Source organism: Nocardioides sp. SYSU D00065, from assembly GCF_017916425.1.
In the GTDB taxonomy this organism is placed as follows: domain Bacteria; phylum Actinomycetota; class Actinomycetes; order Propionibacteriales; family Nocardioidaceae; genus Nocardioides.
This window is the reverse complement of the sequence record NZ_JAFMSX010000002.1, coordinates 975,128-988,883: the sequence shown is the minus strand read 5'-3', so window position 1 is coordinate 988,883 and position 13,756 is coordinate 975,128. Positions and strand designations below refer to the sequence as shown.

At 70.8% G+C, this 13,756-nt stretch carries 14 protein-coding genes; 2 read left to right on the top strand and 12 right to left on the bottom strand.

All coding sequences use genetic code 11. The features are described 5' to 3' along the window. Positions 1 to 10 precede the first annotated feature (10 nt). Positions 11 to 3,160 (top strand): DEAD/DEAH box helicase, encoded by a 3,150-nt coding sequence (locus tag J3P41_RS12820; RefSeq protein ID WP_210650674.1) that lies wholly within the window; start codon positions 11 to 13, stop codon positions 3,158 to 3,160. Here the strand turns inward: J3P41_RS12820 and J3P41_RS12815 are convergent. Then, the gene (locus J3P41_RS12815) at positions 3,138 to 4,313 is read right to left on the bottom strand and encodes an MFS transporter (protein ID WP_210650672.1); all 1,176 of its coding nucleotides are present in this window, start codon (positions 4,311 to 4,313) and stop codon (positions 3,138 to 3,140) included. The genes J3P41_RS12820 and J3P41_RS12815 overlap by 23 nt on opposite strands. A 65-nt stretch (positions 4,314 to 4,378) precedes the next feature. Here J3P41_RS12815 and J3P41_RS12810 point away from each other — a divergent pair, with 65 nt between their 5' ends. After that, on the top strand, positions 4,379 to 5,350 hold the full coding sequence (locus J3P41_RS12810; RefSeq protein WP_210650671.1) for a LacI family DNA-binding transcriptional regulator: 972 nt from the start codon (positions 4,379 to 4,381) through the stop codon (positions 5,348 to 5,350). A gap of 8 nt (positions 5,351 to 5,358) precedes the next feature. On the opposite strand, the gene J3P41_RS12805 is transcribed toward J3P41_RS12810, so the two are convergent. The 11 genes from J3P41_RS12805 to J3P41_RS12755 all read right to left on the bottom strand — a co-directional run bounded on the left by J3P41_RS12805 (position 5,359) and on the right by J3P41_RS12755 (position 13,743). Continuing rightward, a complete protein-coding gene (locus tag J3P41_RS12805; protein ID WP_210650670.1) occupies positions 5,359 to 5,802 on the bottom strand; it encodes a DUF2550 domain-containing protein in 444 nt (147 codons plus the stop codon). 112 nt (positions 5,803 to 5,914) lie between these two features. Then, entirely contained in the window at positions 5,915 to 6,319 is a 405-nt protein-coding gene (locus J3P41_RS12800) for a F0F1 ATP synthase subunit epsilon (protein ID WP_210650668.1), read from the bottom strand. After that, positions 6,319 to 7,791, bottom strand: a complete 1,473-nt coding sequence (atpD, locus tag J3P41_RS12795; RefSeq protein ID WP_374192881.1) for a F0F1 ATP synthase subunit beta — start codon at positions 7,789 to 7,791, stop codon at positions 6,319 to 6,321. The genes J3P41_RS12800 and atpD overlap by 1 nt, the downstream gene beginning before the upstream one ends. After that, on the bottom strand, positions 7,784 to 8,716 hold the full coding sequence (locus tag J3P41_RS12790; RefSeq protein WP_210650664.1) for a F0F1 ATP synthase subunit gamma: 933 nt from the start codon (positions 8,714 to 8,716) through the stop codon (positions 7,784 to 7,786). The genes atpD and J3P41_RS12790 overlap by 8 nt, the downstream gene beginning before the upstream one ends. Positions 8,717 to 8,719: 3 nt before the next feature. After that, positions 8,720 to 10,360 (bottom strand): F0F1 ATP synthase subunit alpha, encoded by a 1,641-nt coding sequence (gene atpA / locus J3P41_RS12785; protein WP_210650662.1) that lies wholly within the window; start codon positions 10,358 to 10,360, stop codon positions 8,720 to 8,722. Between the two features lie 49 nt (positions 10,361 to 10,409). After that, the gene (locus J3P41_RS12780) at positions 10,410 to 11,222 is read right to left on the bottom strand and encodes a F0F1 ATP synthase subunit delta (protein ID WP_210650659.1); all 813 of its coding nucleotides are present in this window, start codon (positions 11,220 to 11,222) and stop codon (positions 10,410 to 10,412) included. Then, positions 11,222 to 11,770, bottom strand: coding sequence for a F0F1 ATP synthase subunit B (locus J3P41_RS12775; protein WP_210650658.1), 549 nt, complete (start codon positions 11,768 to 11,770; stop codon positions 11,222 to 11,224). Before J3P41_RS12775 ends, J3P41_RS12780 begins: the two co-directional genes overlap by 1 nt. Positions 11,771 to 11,818: 48 nt before the next feature. Then, positions 11,819 to 12,004 (bottom strand): ATP synthase F0 subunit C, encoded by a 186-nt coding sequence (locus tag J3P41_RS12770; RefSeq protein WP_101524918.1) that lies wholly within the window; start codon positions 12,002 to 12,004, stop codon positions 11,819 to 11,821. A 94-nt stretch (positions 12,005 to 12,098) separates the two neighbouring features. Continuing rightward, positions 12,099 to 12,935: a F0F1 ATP synthase subunit A gene (gene atpB / locus J3P41_RS12765; RefSeq protein WP_307861975.1), complete on the bottom strand. Its 837-nt coding sequence runs from the start codon at positions 12,933 to 12,935 to the stop codon at positions 12,099 to 12,101. A gap of 31 nt (positions 12,936 to 12,966) precedes the next feature. Beyond that, positions 12,967 to 13,242 (bottom strand): AtpZ/AtpI family protein, encoded by a 276-nt coding sequence (locus J3P41_RS12760; protein WP_210650654.1) that lies wholly within the window; start codon positions 13,240 to 13,242, stop codon positions 12,967 to 12,969. Positions 13,243 to 13,272: 30 nt separating this feature from the next. Then, positions 13,273 to 13,743, bottom strand: coding sequence for a hypothetical protein (locus tag J3P41_RS12755; RefSeq protein ID WP_210650652.1), 471 nt, complete (start codon positions 13,741 to 13,743; stop codon positions 13,273 to 13,275). Positions 13,744 to 13,756: the final 13 nt, after the last annotated feature.

Genomic DNA, 13,756 nt, shown 5'->3' with positions numbered 1-13,756 from the left:
TGGTCGGACCATGGACATCCGCGACGCGCTGACCGACGCCTACCTGGCCGGGTTCTTCGACCTCGGTGCGTTGGCCCGCGCGCGCGACTACCTCGACGCGGTCGAGGAGCTCCACGTCGTGCACGAGACGTCCGCCAGCCTGACCGCCACTGCGGCCGTCCGCGGGAGCGCCCCGGAGGCCTACCGCGTGCAGCTCCACGCGGAGGTGGACCCGTCGGCCGACTGGGTGTTCAGCGCCTGCTCGTGCCCCGTCGGCCGGATGTGCAAGCACGGGGCGGCCGTGGCCCTTCGCCTGCGCGGCGCGCCCGCGCCGACGGCGGCCGAGCCCGCGTGGCGCCAGCGGCTGGCGGCACTGAGCACCGATCTCGAGTCGCGCGCCCGCTCCACGCTGACAGGTCAGCCCCTGGCACTGGAGGTGTCACGCAGGGCCGCGAGCCGCTGGTCGCGCAGCGCGGCCGGCGACCTCTCGATGCGGCCGATGCGGCCCGGAGCCCGCCGCGGGTGGGCACGCAGCGGCGCCGAGTGGAGCGACCTCGCCGCGCCCGTCGCGAAGTCGCGGTTCGTGCCCGCGCAGGTGGAGGCCCTGCAGGCCCTCCATCGCGGACTCGCCTCCCGCCACGTCTACCTCGTGGCCGGAGCGGCGCCGGCGCTCGAGGACTACGGCGACCACCTCGTGCCGGCGCTCCGCGCCGCCGTGGCGGCCGGCGTCACCCTGCTACCCGGACCCGGTCTCGCCACGGTGAGCCTGGCCGCCGATCCGGCGCGGCTGGTCGCGGACCTGACCCGGGCGGACGACACGGCGACCCTGGAGGTGTCCGTCCAGCTCGGGGAGCGGCGCTGGCGCGGCCCCACGGTGGTGCCGCTCGGGCGACCCGCCACCTCGGTCGCCCTGCTCGACGGCGATGACGTCGTCCTCGCAGAGGTCGCCGAGCCCGTCCGGGACGCGGTCGCCGACCTGCTGCTGGGGCCGCCCGTGGTGGCCGGCGCCGACGACCTCGAGGCGTTCTTGGAGGTCCTCGCCCCGCTGGCGGGCGCGCTGCGCGTCGAGTCCTCCGACGGATCGGTGGACGTGCCCGCTCCCCCACGCCCGGTGCTGGCCCTCCGGATCGACTGGCGCTCCTCGACCCGTGCGGATCTCGCCTGGCAGTGGGTCTACGGCGAGCGACGGTGCGCACTCACCTCCAGCGATCCGCTGGGCGGAGCCCGCGACCTCGACGCCGAGCGGGCGATCCGCGGCACGGTGCCCGACCACCTGGTCGCGGCGACGTCCGTCGCGGGAGGTGACGCCCTGGCCCTGGCCCTGCACGACCTGCCTCACCTGCGGACTCTGGCAGACGTCGAGGTGGACGAGCACGAGCCACCCGACTTCCGGGAGTCGACGAACGACCCGGAGATCGTGTTCACCCTGGCCGAGGCCCAGCCGGACCACACGGACTGGCTCGACCTCGAGGTGCGGCTGAGCGTGGACGGCGAGGAGGTGTCGCTGCCCGAGGTGCTGGCGGCGCTGACGCTGGGCGAGGACTACCTGGTCCTGCCCAGCGGCACCTTCGTCTCCCTCGACCGCCCCGAGCTCGCCCGGCTCCACGAGGTGGTGGCGCTGGCCGCGCAGCTGCGCGAGGCCGACGACGGACACCTGAGCGTCGGTGCCACCGACCTGGGCGTGTGGACCGAGCTCGCCGACCTGGGCTCCGTGGACTCGCGCGCCGCCGCCTGGGTGGAGCGCGCCGCCGCCCTGCGCGACCTGACGGAGGTGCCGCAGCCCGAGCCGGTCGGGCTGAGCACGGCCCTGCGCCCCTACCAGCTGGAGGGATTCCACTGGCTCGCCTTCCTCCACCAGCACGGGCTGGGCGGCGTGCTGGCCGACGACATGGGCCTGGGCAAGACGCTGCAGGTCCTGGCGCTGGTGCAGCACGCCGTGGCGGGGGGTGTCGGCTCCCCCTTCCTCGTCGTGGCGCCGACCAGCGTGGTGACCGCCTGGCGCCAACAGGCCGGCCTGCACGCGCCGGGGCTGCGCGTGGGCGTCGTACGCCGCCGCACCGACGACGTGGCGGCGATCGCGGAGTCCCACGACCTGGTGGTGACGACGTACGCCATGCTGCGACTCGAGCGCGAGCAGTTCACGGCGCGGCACTGGAGCGGGCTGATCCTCGACGAGGCGCAGCAGGTGAAGAACCACCGCGGCAAGACCTACGCCGCCGCGCGCGCCGTCGAGGCGCCGTTCCGCCTGGCCGTCACAGGCACGCCGTTCGAGAACCGGTTGATGGAGCTGTGGGCGCTGCTGTCCCTCACCGCGCCCGGGCTCTACCCGTCCTCGCGCCGCTTCCGGGAGGTGGTCGTCGGGCCCGTCGAGAAGGACGGCGACGAGGCGGCGCTCGCGCGGTTCCGCACCCGCATCCGCCCGTTCGTGCTGCGCCGGACCAAGGAGCGGGTGGCGGCCGAGCTGCCGCCGAAGCAGGAGCAGGTGCTCGAGGTCGACCTCGAGCCGCGGCACCGCCGGATCTACGACACCCACCTGGCCAGGGAGCGGCAGAAGATCCTGGGCCTCGTTGAGGACTTCGGGCGCAACCGGGTGGCGATCTTCTCCGCCCTGACCCGGCTGCGCCAGCTCGCGCTGGACCCCGCACTGGTCGACTCCGAGCACGAGCACGTCGGCTCGGCGAAGACCGACCTGCTGGCCGAGCGCCTGACGGAGATCACCGCCGAGGGACACCGCTCCCTGGTCTTCAGCACCTTCACCTCCTTCCTGCGCCGGGTGCGGGAGCGGCTCACCGCCGAGGGGGTCGCGACCGTCTATCTCGACGGCAGCACCGGCGACCGGGAGGCGGTCATCGAGGCCTTCCGGCGCGGAGAGGCCCCCGTCTTCCTCATCAGTCTCAAGGCCGGCGGGACCGGCTTGACGCTCACGGAGGCGGACTACGTCTTCCTGCTCGACCCGTGGTGGAACCCGGCCGCGGAGGCGCAGGCGGTCGACCGGGCGCACCGCATCGGCCAGACCGAGCACGTGCACGTCTATCGGCTGGTCGCCACCGACACCATCGAGGAGAAGGTCATGGCGCTCAAGGCACGCAAGGCCGACCTCTTCGCCAAGGTCGTCGACGGAGGCGGCGCGACGGCCACCGGCATCACCGCGGACGACGTCAGGAGGCTGTTCGAGCAGTGACCTGGTTCTCGCGGTGCTCGCGGGCCGAGGGCACGACGAGCGCCGCGGGCATCAGCAGCACGGCGACGACGAGGAGCGCCTTCAAAGTGCCGACCTCGTCGCCGACGAAGCCGAGGAACGGCGGGCCCGCGAGGAACGCCGCGTAGCCGATCGTCGAGACGACGCTGACCCGCGAGGCGGCGCGGACCGGGTCGTCGGCCGCGGCGCTCATGCCGACCGGGAAGCCGAGCGAGGCGCCCACACCCCACAGCACGATGCCGAGGACCACGAGGACCGGCTGCTCGGCGAAGACGATGAGCAGCACTCCGGCGCCGGCGAGCGCCATCGTGCCCCACAGCACGACGACACGACCGAAGCGATCGATCAGACCGGTGCCGGCGAACCGCCCGAGCGTCATCGCGAGCACGAAGACGGCGAACCCGGCGACCCCGACCGCATGTGTGACGTCGTGCCCGTCGACGAGGGCGACGGCCAGCCAGTCGTTGGCGGTGCCCTCGGTCATCGCCAGCGCCAGCACCATCACGCCGATCAGCAGCGTGCGCGGCTCGAGCCACGCCCGAGCGGCCGACACCCGCTGCTCCTGCGACTGCTCGACGACGGGCAGGAACGACGGGGAGGACCGCCACACGAGTGCCAACGAGACCACGACAACGCCCACGAGGTGGACCGCGGCGGGGACGGACAGCTCGACCAGGAGCGCGCCGAGCAGGGCGCCGACCACCGTTCCGGCGCTGAAGCCGGCGTGGAAGCGGGGCATGATCGTGCGCTCGAGCCCGCGCTCGACCTCGGCCCCCTCGACGTTCATCGCCACGTCCCACACCCCGATGCCGAGGCCGTAGACGAACAGTCCGACGACGGTCACGGGCAGGACCTCACCCAGGCCGAGGGCCGCGGTCACCATGCCGAGGGTCGCAGCCGCAGCCCCCAGCCGCACGACCCGCACGGTGCCCCACGCCTGGATCACGGCGCCCGTCGTGGGCAGCGCGAGGACGGAGCCCACCGCGATCGCGAGCAGCACCAGGCCGAGCCGGCCGTTGCTGAGCTCGAAGCTCGAGCGCACCTCCGGGATCCGCGCGACCCAGCTGGCGAAGACCAGGCCGTTGAGGAAGAAGGTGAGCCCGACGGCGTTGCGGGCGGCGATCAGCGTGGACACGGCTCTCCTGCGACTGAGGTGGCGAAACGTTTCGATACGACGGGTCCGATGCTAGCCTGAGGCGCGTGCCGGGTCCAACACGCGCCCCGACGCTGGCCGATGTCGCCGCCGCCGCCGGCGTCTCGCTGTCGACCGCGTCGCTCACCTTCTCGGGCAACAAGCCGGTGTCCGAGGCCACCCGCGAGCGGGTGCTCTCAGCGGCCGCGTCGCTGGGCTGGACCGGCCCCAACCCGCTCGGTCGCAGCCTGCGGCGAGGCCGCAGCGGAGTCGTCGGGATAGCGGTGGGGCAGCTCAGCACCGCCTTCCGGGACCCCGCCGCCCTGCCGATGCTCGACGCCGTGTCGGAGGTGCTCGGCGCCGCGGGACTCGGGCTGCTGCTGATGGGAGACGACGAGGAGCACGCACGGCTCCCGCTCGACGCCGTGATCTACGACATCTGCGGCCGCGACGACTGGGGCCCCTACGGGGAGCTCGTCGCCCGGGAGGTGCCGCTGGTCGTGGTCGAGGGACCCTCGTGGCCCGGCACCACCTTCATCGACATCGACCATCGCGGCGGCGCAGCAGCGCTCGCCGCGCACCTGCACGACCTGGGTCACCGGCGGGTGGCGACGCTGACGCTCGAGGCGTCCCACCCGCAGCGCGAGCGCGAGGCCGGCCTGCGGGAGGTGTTCCCCCGGGCCTCCGTGGTCGGCGCGTGCGCCAGCGACCTGGCCGAGGCGCAGCGCCTCGCGGCAGACTTCCTGTCCGCCGACCCCGGGGTCACGGCGATCGTGTGCCAGAGCGACGTACAGGCTGCCGGCGTGGTCCTCGAGGCCCGGCGCCGCGGCCTCGACGTCCCCTCGGACCTCAGCGTCGCCGGCTTCGACGGAGTGGCGACCCCGTGGCTGGACCTATCCCTCACCACGGTGGTCCAGCCACTCGTGGCCAAGGGCCGTGCCACCGCCGAGGCGGTGCTCGCCCGGATCAGCGGTGCGGACGTCGACGACGTCGTGCTCCCCGTCGAGCTGCGGGTCGGCGACTCGACCGGGCCCGCCTGAGCGTCGCCTCAGCGACGGTTCCAGTCGGTGCCGGGTGGTCCGGACTCCAGCCAGGACTGGAACCCGGTGAGCGAGGCCTCGCTCATCGCGATCTCGAGCGGCTCGCCGCCGTAGTGGCACGACACGACGACGTGACCCGCGTAGAGCGACAGCTCCTCGGCTCCTGCCGGCGCGCGGCGTCCGGAGTACTCGAGGAGGTCGCGGTCCCAGACCCGCTTGGGCCGCGGCGAGAGGGAGAAGATCCGGAACCACTCCAGCGACTGACCGGAGTAGCGGCCGATGCCGAGCAGCCATCCCCTGCCCGGCCGCTCGGAGTGCGCGCGATAGCTGAGCTCGAAGGTGCCACCGTGGCGCGCGAGCAGGCGGCGCCGGACGATCAGGGAGATGCCGTAGAGCAGGGCGAGGAGCAGGATCAGCCCGACGACGTCGAGCACCCATTCCCAGACCGGCATCCACACTTCCCTTCGACCGCCCGGGAGGCGGCCCGACCAGAACGAGAAACAAGATGAGCGCACGAACCCGGAGGTTCGTGCGCTCACCCTAGCGGTCGTGCGGAGGGACCTGTCAGGAGGCCCGCTCGACAGCGCGGACGCGAGCCTCGGCGCGACGTACGGCCTCGTTGGCCGCATCGTCGTTCTCGCCCGAGCTGCGTGCCCGCTCGAGCTCTTGCCGCGCCTTCTCCAGATCGATCTCGTGCGACATCTCGGCTCGCTCGGAGAGGATCGAGACGCGGTTGTCGGCGACCGACAAGAAGCCCGCGTCGACGGCGGCGACCCAGGTCTCGCCCTCCACGGTCTGCACGTCGACCACGCCCTCGATGATCGAGGACAGCAGCGGCGAGTGGTTCGGCAGGATGCCGACGTCGCCCTCGGTGGTGCGGGCGATGACCATGGAGGCCTGTCCCGACCAGACGAGCCGGTCGGCAGCGACCAGCTCGACCTGGAGCACGCTGTCGGTGGACGAGGCCATCAGAGGCTCTTCTGGATCTCGGCCCACTTCTGCTCGACGTCGTCCAGACCGCCGCACATGAAGAAGGCCTGCTCGGCCACGTGGTCGTACTCGCCGTCGGCGATCTTGTTGAACGCCTCGATGGTGTCGGCCACCGGCACGGTCGAGCCCTCGATGCCGGTGAACTGCTTGGCGACGTAGGTGTTCTGCGAGAGGAACCGCTGGATGCGGCGCGCCCGCGAGACGATGATCTTGTCCTCCTCCGACAGCTCGTCGACACCGAGGATCGCGATGATGTCCTGGAGCTCCTTGTTGCGCTGGAGGATCTGCTTGATCCGGATCGCGCAGCGGTAGTGCTCGTCACCGATGTACTGCGGGTCGAGGATGCGCGAGGTCGAGGTCAGCGGGTCCACGGCAGGGTAGATGCCCAGCGACGCGATCTCGCGCGAGAGCTCGGTGGTGGCGTCCAGGTGGGCGAACGTCGTGGCCGGCGCGGGGTCGGTGTAGTCGTCGGCGGGGACGTAGATCGCCTGCATCGAGGTGATCGAGTGACCGCGCGTGGAGGTGATGCGCTCCTGCAGCTGACCCATCTCGTCGGCCAGGTTGGGCTGGTAGCCCACGGCCGAGGGCATGCGACCGAGGAGGGTGGAGACCTCGGAGCCGGCCTGGGTGAAGCGGAAGATGTTGTCGATGAACAGCAGCACGTCCTGCTGCTGCACGTCGCGGAAGTACTCCGCCATGGTCAGCGCGGAGAGCGCGACGCGCAGACGCGTGCCCGGCGGCTCGTCCATCTGGCCGAACACGAGGGCGGTCTGGCCGATGACGCCGGCCTCCTCCATCTCGACGATGAGGTCGTTGCCCTCACGGGTCCGCTCGCCGACGCCGGCGAAGACCGACACACCGCCGTGGTCTTTGGCGACTCGCGCGATCATCTCCTGGATCAGCACGGTCTTGCCCACGCCCGCCCCGCCGAACAGGCCGATCTTGCCGCCCTGCACGTAGGGGGTGAGCAGGTCGATGACCTTGATGCCCGTCTCGAACATCTGCGTCTTGGACTGCAGCTGGTCGAAGGCGGGCGCCTTGCGGTGGATGCCCCAGCGCTCGGTGATGTCGAGGGTCTCGCCCTCGGCCAGGTTGAGGCACTCACCCGTGGTGTTGAACACCCGGCCCAGCGTCACGTCGCCGACGGGGACGGTGATCGGCTCACCGGTGTCGATGACCTGCGCGCCGCGGACCAGACCGTCGGTCGGCTTCATCGAGATCGCACGGACCATGCCGTCGCCGATGTGCTGGGCGACCTCGAGCGTGATCGTCTGGGACTCGCCGTTGAGGTCGAAGGTGACCTTCAGGGCGTTGTAGATCTCGGGCATGGCGTCGGTCGGGAACTCGATGTCCACGACCGGGCCGATGACGCGGGAGATCCGGCCGGAGCTGGCCGTGCCGCCCGCCGTGTTCGTCTCTTCAACAGTGGCAGTCATGTCTCTCTCACTCATTCCCGGCGTTGGCGTCGGCGAGGGCGTTGACGCCACCGACGATCTCGCTGATTTCCTGGGTAATGCCAGCCTGACGAGCCTGGTTGGCAATTCGCTTGTACTTCTTGATGAGCTCGTCGGCGTTGTCGGTGGCCGACTTCATCGCCTTCTGCCGGGCCGCCAGCTCGGACGCCGCTGCCTGGAGCAGGCAGAAGAAGATCCTGCTCTGGACGTAGCGCGGCAGGAGGGCGTCGAGGACCTCCTCGGCCGACGGCTCGAACTCGTAGAGGGGCAGCAGCTCGTTGTCGCCGGGGGCGTCGGTGCCCTCCACGACCTCGAGCGGGAGCATGCGGATGGCGGTCGGCTCCTGGGTCAGCATCGAGCGGAACCGCGTGAAGACCACGTGCACCTCGTCGACCGCGGGCACCCGGCCCTCCTCGGCGGGCTCGTCGACGTCGCCGAGGAACGCCTCGATCAGGGTGCTCCCGATGTCGGCGGCCACGTCGTAGGTCGGCTGGTCCGAGAAGCCGGTCCAGGCGCGCACGACCGCACGGTCACGGAACTTGTAGTAGGCCTCCGCCTTGCGTCCGGTGACGTAGAGGTCGACCTCCTTGCCCTCCTGCTTGAGCTTCTCGACGAGCCGCTCCGCCTCCTTGAGCACGCTCGAGGAGTAGGCACCGGCCAGACCGCGGTCGCTCGTGACCACCAGGACCGCCGCCCGGCGCGGGTTCTCCGGGTCGGTGGTCAGGGGGTGGTCGACGTTGGAGTAGGTGGCCAGCGCCGACACCGCCCGCGTGAGCTCGCGGGCGTACGGCGCGGCGCCGCGAGCCCGCTGCTGCGCCTTGATGATGCGCGACGCGGCGATGAGCTCCATGGCGCGCGTGATCTTCTTCATCGACTCCGTCGACCTGATCCGCGCGCGGTACTCACGTACCGAGAGAGCCACGACTCAGCCCCGCTTCTGCTTGACGATCTGCTCCTGCTCGACGTCCTCGTCCGGAAGAGCCTCCACGTCCTCGCGGCCAGCCTTGATCGACTGCCCGTCGGAGGTCTCGAACTGGTCGAGGAACGACTCGTAGGCCTGACCGAGCTGGTCGGCGGTGGAGTCCTCGAACTTCTGGGTCTCGCGGATGCCCGAGAGGATCCCCTCGTGCGAGCGGCGCAGGTAGTCGAGGAACTCGTGCTCGAAGCGCAGCACGTCCTCGGTCGGCACGCGGTCGAGGCGGCCCGTCGTGCCCGTCCACAGGGAGACGGTCATCTCCTCCACGGGGTAGGGGGCGTAGGCGGGCTGCTTGAGCAGGGCCATCAGACGCTGGCCGCGGTCGAGCTGCTGGCGCGAGGCCGCGTCGAGGTCCGAGGCGAACATCGCGAACGCCTCCATGGCGCGGAACTGCGCCAGGTCGACCTTGAGCGAGCCGGTGACCGCCTTCATGGCCTTCGTCATCGCCGAGCCGCCGACCCGCGAGACCGAGACACCCACGTCGATGGCGGGGCGCTGGTTGGCCGCGAACAGGTCGGACTGCAAGAAGATCTGACCGTCGGTGATCGAGATGACGTTGGTCGGGATGAACGCCGAGACGTCGTTGGCCTTGGTCTCGATGATCGGCAGACCGGTCATCGAGCCCCTGCCCATCTCGTCGGACAGCTTCGCGCAGCGCTCGAGCAGCCGGGAGTGCAGGTAGAAGACGTCACCCGGGTAGGCCTCGCGACCCGGCGGGCGGCGCAGCAGCAGCGAGACGGCGCGGTAGGCCTCGGCCTGCTTGGTCAGGTCGTCGAACACGATCAGGACGTGCTTGCCCTCGTACATCCAGTGCTGGCCGATGGCCGAGCCGGTGTAGGGGGCGAGGTACTTGAAGCCGGCGGAGTCGGACGCCGGGGAGGCCACGATGGTGGTGTACTCCAGCGCGCCGGCCTCCTCGAGGGCGCCACGCACGGAGGCGATGGTCGAGCCCTTCTGACCGATGGCGACGTAGATGCAGCGGACCTGCTTGTCCGGGTCGCCGGACTCCCAGTTGGCCTTCTGGTTGATGATCGTGTCGATCGCGATCGTGGTCTTGCCGGTGGCGCGGTCGCCGATGATCAGCTGTCGCTGGCCGCGGCCGACGGGCGTCAGGGCGTCGATCGCCTTGATGCCGGTGGCCAGCGGCTCGTGGACCGACTTGCGGGCCATCACGCCGGGAGCCTGCAGCTCCAGGGCGCGGCGACCGGAGGTCTCGACCTCGCCGAGGCCGTCGATGGGCGTGCCCAGCGGGTCCACGACGCGACCGAGGTAGCCGTCACCCACGGCGACGGAGAGGACCTCGCCGGTGCGGCGCACGGTCTGCCCCTCCTCGATGCCGGCGAAGTCACCCAGGATGACGACACCGATCTCGCGGGTGTCGAGGTTCTGGGCCAGACCCTTGGTGCCGTCCTCGAACTCGAGCAGCTCGTTGGCCATGCACGAGGGCAGGCCGGAGACCCGAGCGATGCCGTCGCCGGCCTCGACGACGGTGCCGACCTCTTCACGACTGGCGGTCTCGGGCTTGTAGTCCGACACGAAGCGCTGCAGCGCGTTACGGATCTCGTCCGGACGGATGTTGAGCTCCGTCATTTGTCTTCCTTACTGTTCGTCTGCTCGAAAGGGGTATGCGGGTGACGGCTCAGCTGGCGAGCCGGCGTCGTACGTCGTCGAGCCGGCTGGCCACGGTGCCGTCGATGACCTCGTCGCCGATCTCGACGCGGATGCCGCCGATCAGGGACGGCTCCACGACCACGTTGATGTGGACCGGGCGCCCGGTGCGACGGGTCAGCGCCTCGCCCAGTCGCTGCCGCTCGGTGTCGGTGAGCGGCTGTGCCACGCGGACCGTGGCGACGTGGCGACCGTGGACCTCGGCGGCGACCTTCTGGTACTCGGTGAGGGCCACCACCACGGTGCGGTGCGTGCCGGCCAGGGCCTGGACGGCCAGCGCGCTGGTCTCCGGCAGGGTCCTGCCCTCCAGCAACGTGGAGACGAGGGTGCGCTTGTCGTCGAGCGAGCGGGCGGGGTCCGCGAGTGCGTCGCGCAGCTCGGGCGAGCCCTTGACGGTCTGGGCGAACGCGAAGAGCTCGTCGGCCAGCTGGCCCGACTGCCCCTTCTCCGCCGCCGAGCGGACCACGGCGATGACACCGAGGTGCTCGAGGGCGTCCGGGAGGTGGCGCGTGGCCGCCCAGCGCAGCGTGACTGCTCGCTCGAGCAGCCGGACGGCGACCTCGGAGACCTTGCCGCCGAACACCTCGCGGGCCAGGCCCGCCTTGGCGGCGGGGGCCACCGAGACATCCGTGAGCACGCGACGCAGGCCCGCCTCGTTCCCCAGCACCGAGGCCAGGAGGAACAGGCCGCTGCCGACGTGGGTGCCGTCGGAGCCCGGAAGCTCCCCCTGCAGGTGGTCGGACAACGACGCGACGGCGTCGACGGACGCTCCACGGAAGGCCATCAGTTGACCCCGCTCGGAGCCTGACCGGACTCGAGGTCGGCCAGGAAGCGCTCGACGACCCGGCTCTGCCGGACCTCGTCGTCGAGGCTCTCGCCGACGATCCTGCCTGCGAGGCCGGTGGCCAGAGCGCCCACCTCGGCCCGGAGCGAGGTGACCGCCTGCTGGCGCTCCGCCTCGATCTGGGTCCTGCCGTGCTCGAGGATGCGCGCGGACTCGGCCTGGGCCTGCTCGCGCATCTCCGCCACGATGGCGGCTCCCTGCTCGCGCGCCTCCTCGCGGATGCGCGCCGCCTCGTGCCGAGCATCGGCGAGCTGCTTCTCCAGCTCGGCCAGCTTGGCGTCGGCCTCGGCCTGCTTGGTCTCGGCCGCGGCGAGGCCGCCCTCGATCGCAGCGGTGCGCTCGGCGAACGCCTGCTCGAAGGCAGGCACGATGAACTTCTTCACCAGCAGAACCAGGATGGCGAAGAAGACCAGCGCGAGGATCATCTCGGCGGGGTGCGGGATCAGGGGGTTGAGCTTCCCTGCCGCCACGATGCGGTCAGTCTGCATGGGCAGGTCCTTCTAGTCGGATCAGACGGGTTTCGACCGGGGCCGACGTCAGAGGACGAAGGCGAGCGCGATGCCGATGATGGCCAGCGCCTCGGCAAGGGCGAAGCCCAGGATGGCGATCGGCTGGAGGCGACCCTGTGCCTCGGGCTGGCGGGCCACACCGTTGATGTAGGCCGCGAAGATCAGACCGACAGCGAGGCCCGGACCGACGGTCGCGAGGCCGTAACCGAGCATGTTGAGAGAGCCGTCCACGGCTTCTTCCTTTCGTTGTTCCCTGATGGGTTTGAGGGTGTTGCGTCTGGGTGGAACAGGTCACGGACCGGAACGGTCAGTGCTCGTCCGCAAGCGCACCGGCGATGTACATGGAGGTGAGCAGGACGAAGACGTAGGCCTGGAGGGCCATGACCAGCATCTCGAGCACACTCACGCCCATGAACATCACGAACGACAGGACGCCCGCGACCGGGGTGAGACCAGTGGTGTGCAGGAGGAGGTACTCGCCGCCGAGGGCGAACAGGATGAGCAGCATGTGGCCGGCGAACATGTTGGCGAACAGACGCAGGGCCAGCGTCACCGGGCGAACGAGGATGTTGGAGAAGAACTCCAGCGGCACGAGGAGGAGCAGGACCACGCCTCGCACCCCGCTCGGCACGGTCTGCAGCTTGAGGTAGCCGCCGACGCCGTGCTTGCGCATGCCCACGTAGTTGTAGACCACCCAGCTCAGCGCCGCGAGGGCGTACGCCATCCCGGCGCGCGAGAAGGTGGGGAACTGGATCCCGGGGATGAGGCCGAAGTAGTTGTTGACCAGGATGAAGAAGAACAGCGCCACCAGGTAGGGCACGAAGCGCATGAAGTCGTGGCTGCCGATGGTGTCCCGCGCCAGCCCGTTGCGCACGAATCCGTAGGCCGTCTCCCCGACGTACTGCAGCTTGCCGGGCACCATGGCCCGGTGCCGCGAGGCGAGGTAGAAGAAGGTGAAGATCAGCACGACCGACAGCGCCAGCTGCACCATGGGCTTGGTGACGCCCCAGTACATGGTCTGCCCGAGGAACTCGAAGGTCGGTGCCGTTCCCTCGGAGTGACCGATCGGGGGGAGGTTGAAGTCACCCGGACCGGGCGGGGTGAACCCCTCGGTCGGAATCGCGGTCATCGCGATCGCACTCACACTGTCTCCTGTGTCTGCCGCACTGCCGTTGTCACTTCGAGTCCCGCTGCTCCGGCCGCGAGGGGCCGGGTGGTTCCGGTGTGGCGCCGAAGACACGCCAGGTGAGGTAGAGGCCGAGTATCGCTCCCACCACGATGCCGACGGCCACCAGGTACGTGGTGCCCCACCAGCGGTCCAGCCCCCAGCCGATCCCCCCGTAGAGCAGCACGCCGGTCACCACATAGCTGAAGGCCCGCCAGGGGTCCTGGCTCGACTGGTCGCTCGGGGTGTCCATGACGTGGCCTTCGGGGAAGTTCTGCTGAGCCATCGCGCACCGGACAATAGCAGTCGTGGCTGGTCACCTGGCACCCGCCTCGTGGCTGTTGGGCGACGCCGGCTCGGGCAGGTCGTAGAGCAGCACGCGGTCCCGCGCGCCGAGGATGATCTGACCGACGGTCCAGGCCGCCGTGACGGCGACGACACCTGCAGCGAGCCATCCCGCCGCGAGCTCGTCACCGAGCGCGCCGGAGCGGTCGAACGACGCCAGCGCACCGGTCAGAACCGTGAGCTGGAGGCCGTAGGTCAGCAGCGCGACGAGCAGGGAGGCGCTCGGCATCAGCCGGGCGACCACGTGGACGGCGAAGGATCCGCTGGCCAGCACGGTCAGGGCCAGTCCGGCGCCCATCGCCGCGCCGAGCGCACCGGGGCGGCCATCCACCACGCCACCGACCAGCGCCGTCGCGATCCCCACCGGCACGGCCCCCAGCGCTGCCGCCAGCAACACGCCGAGGGCGGTGTCCCGGCGGTGCTGCGTGGTCTCGGTCGTCATCGCGGCGGCCGTT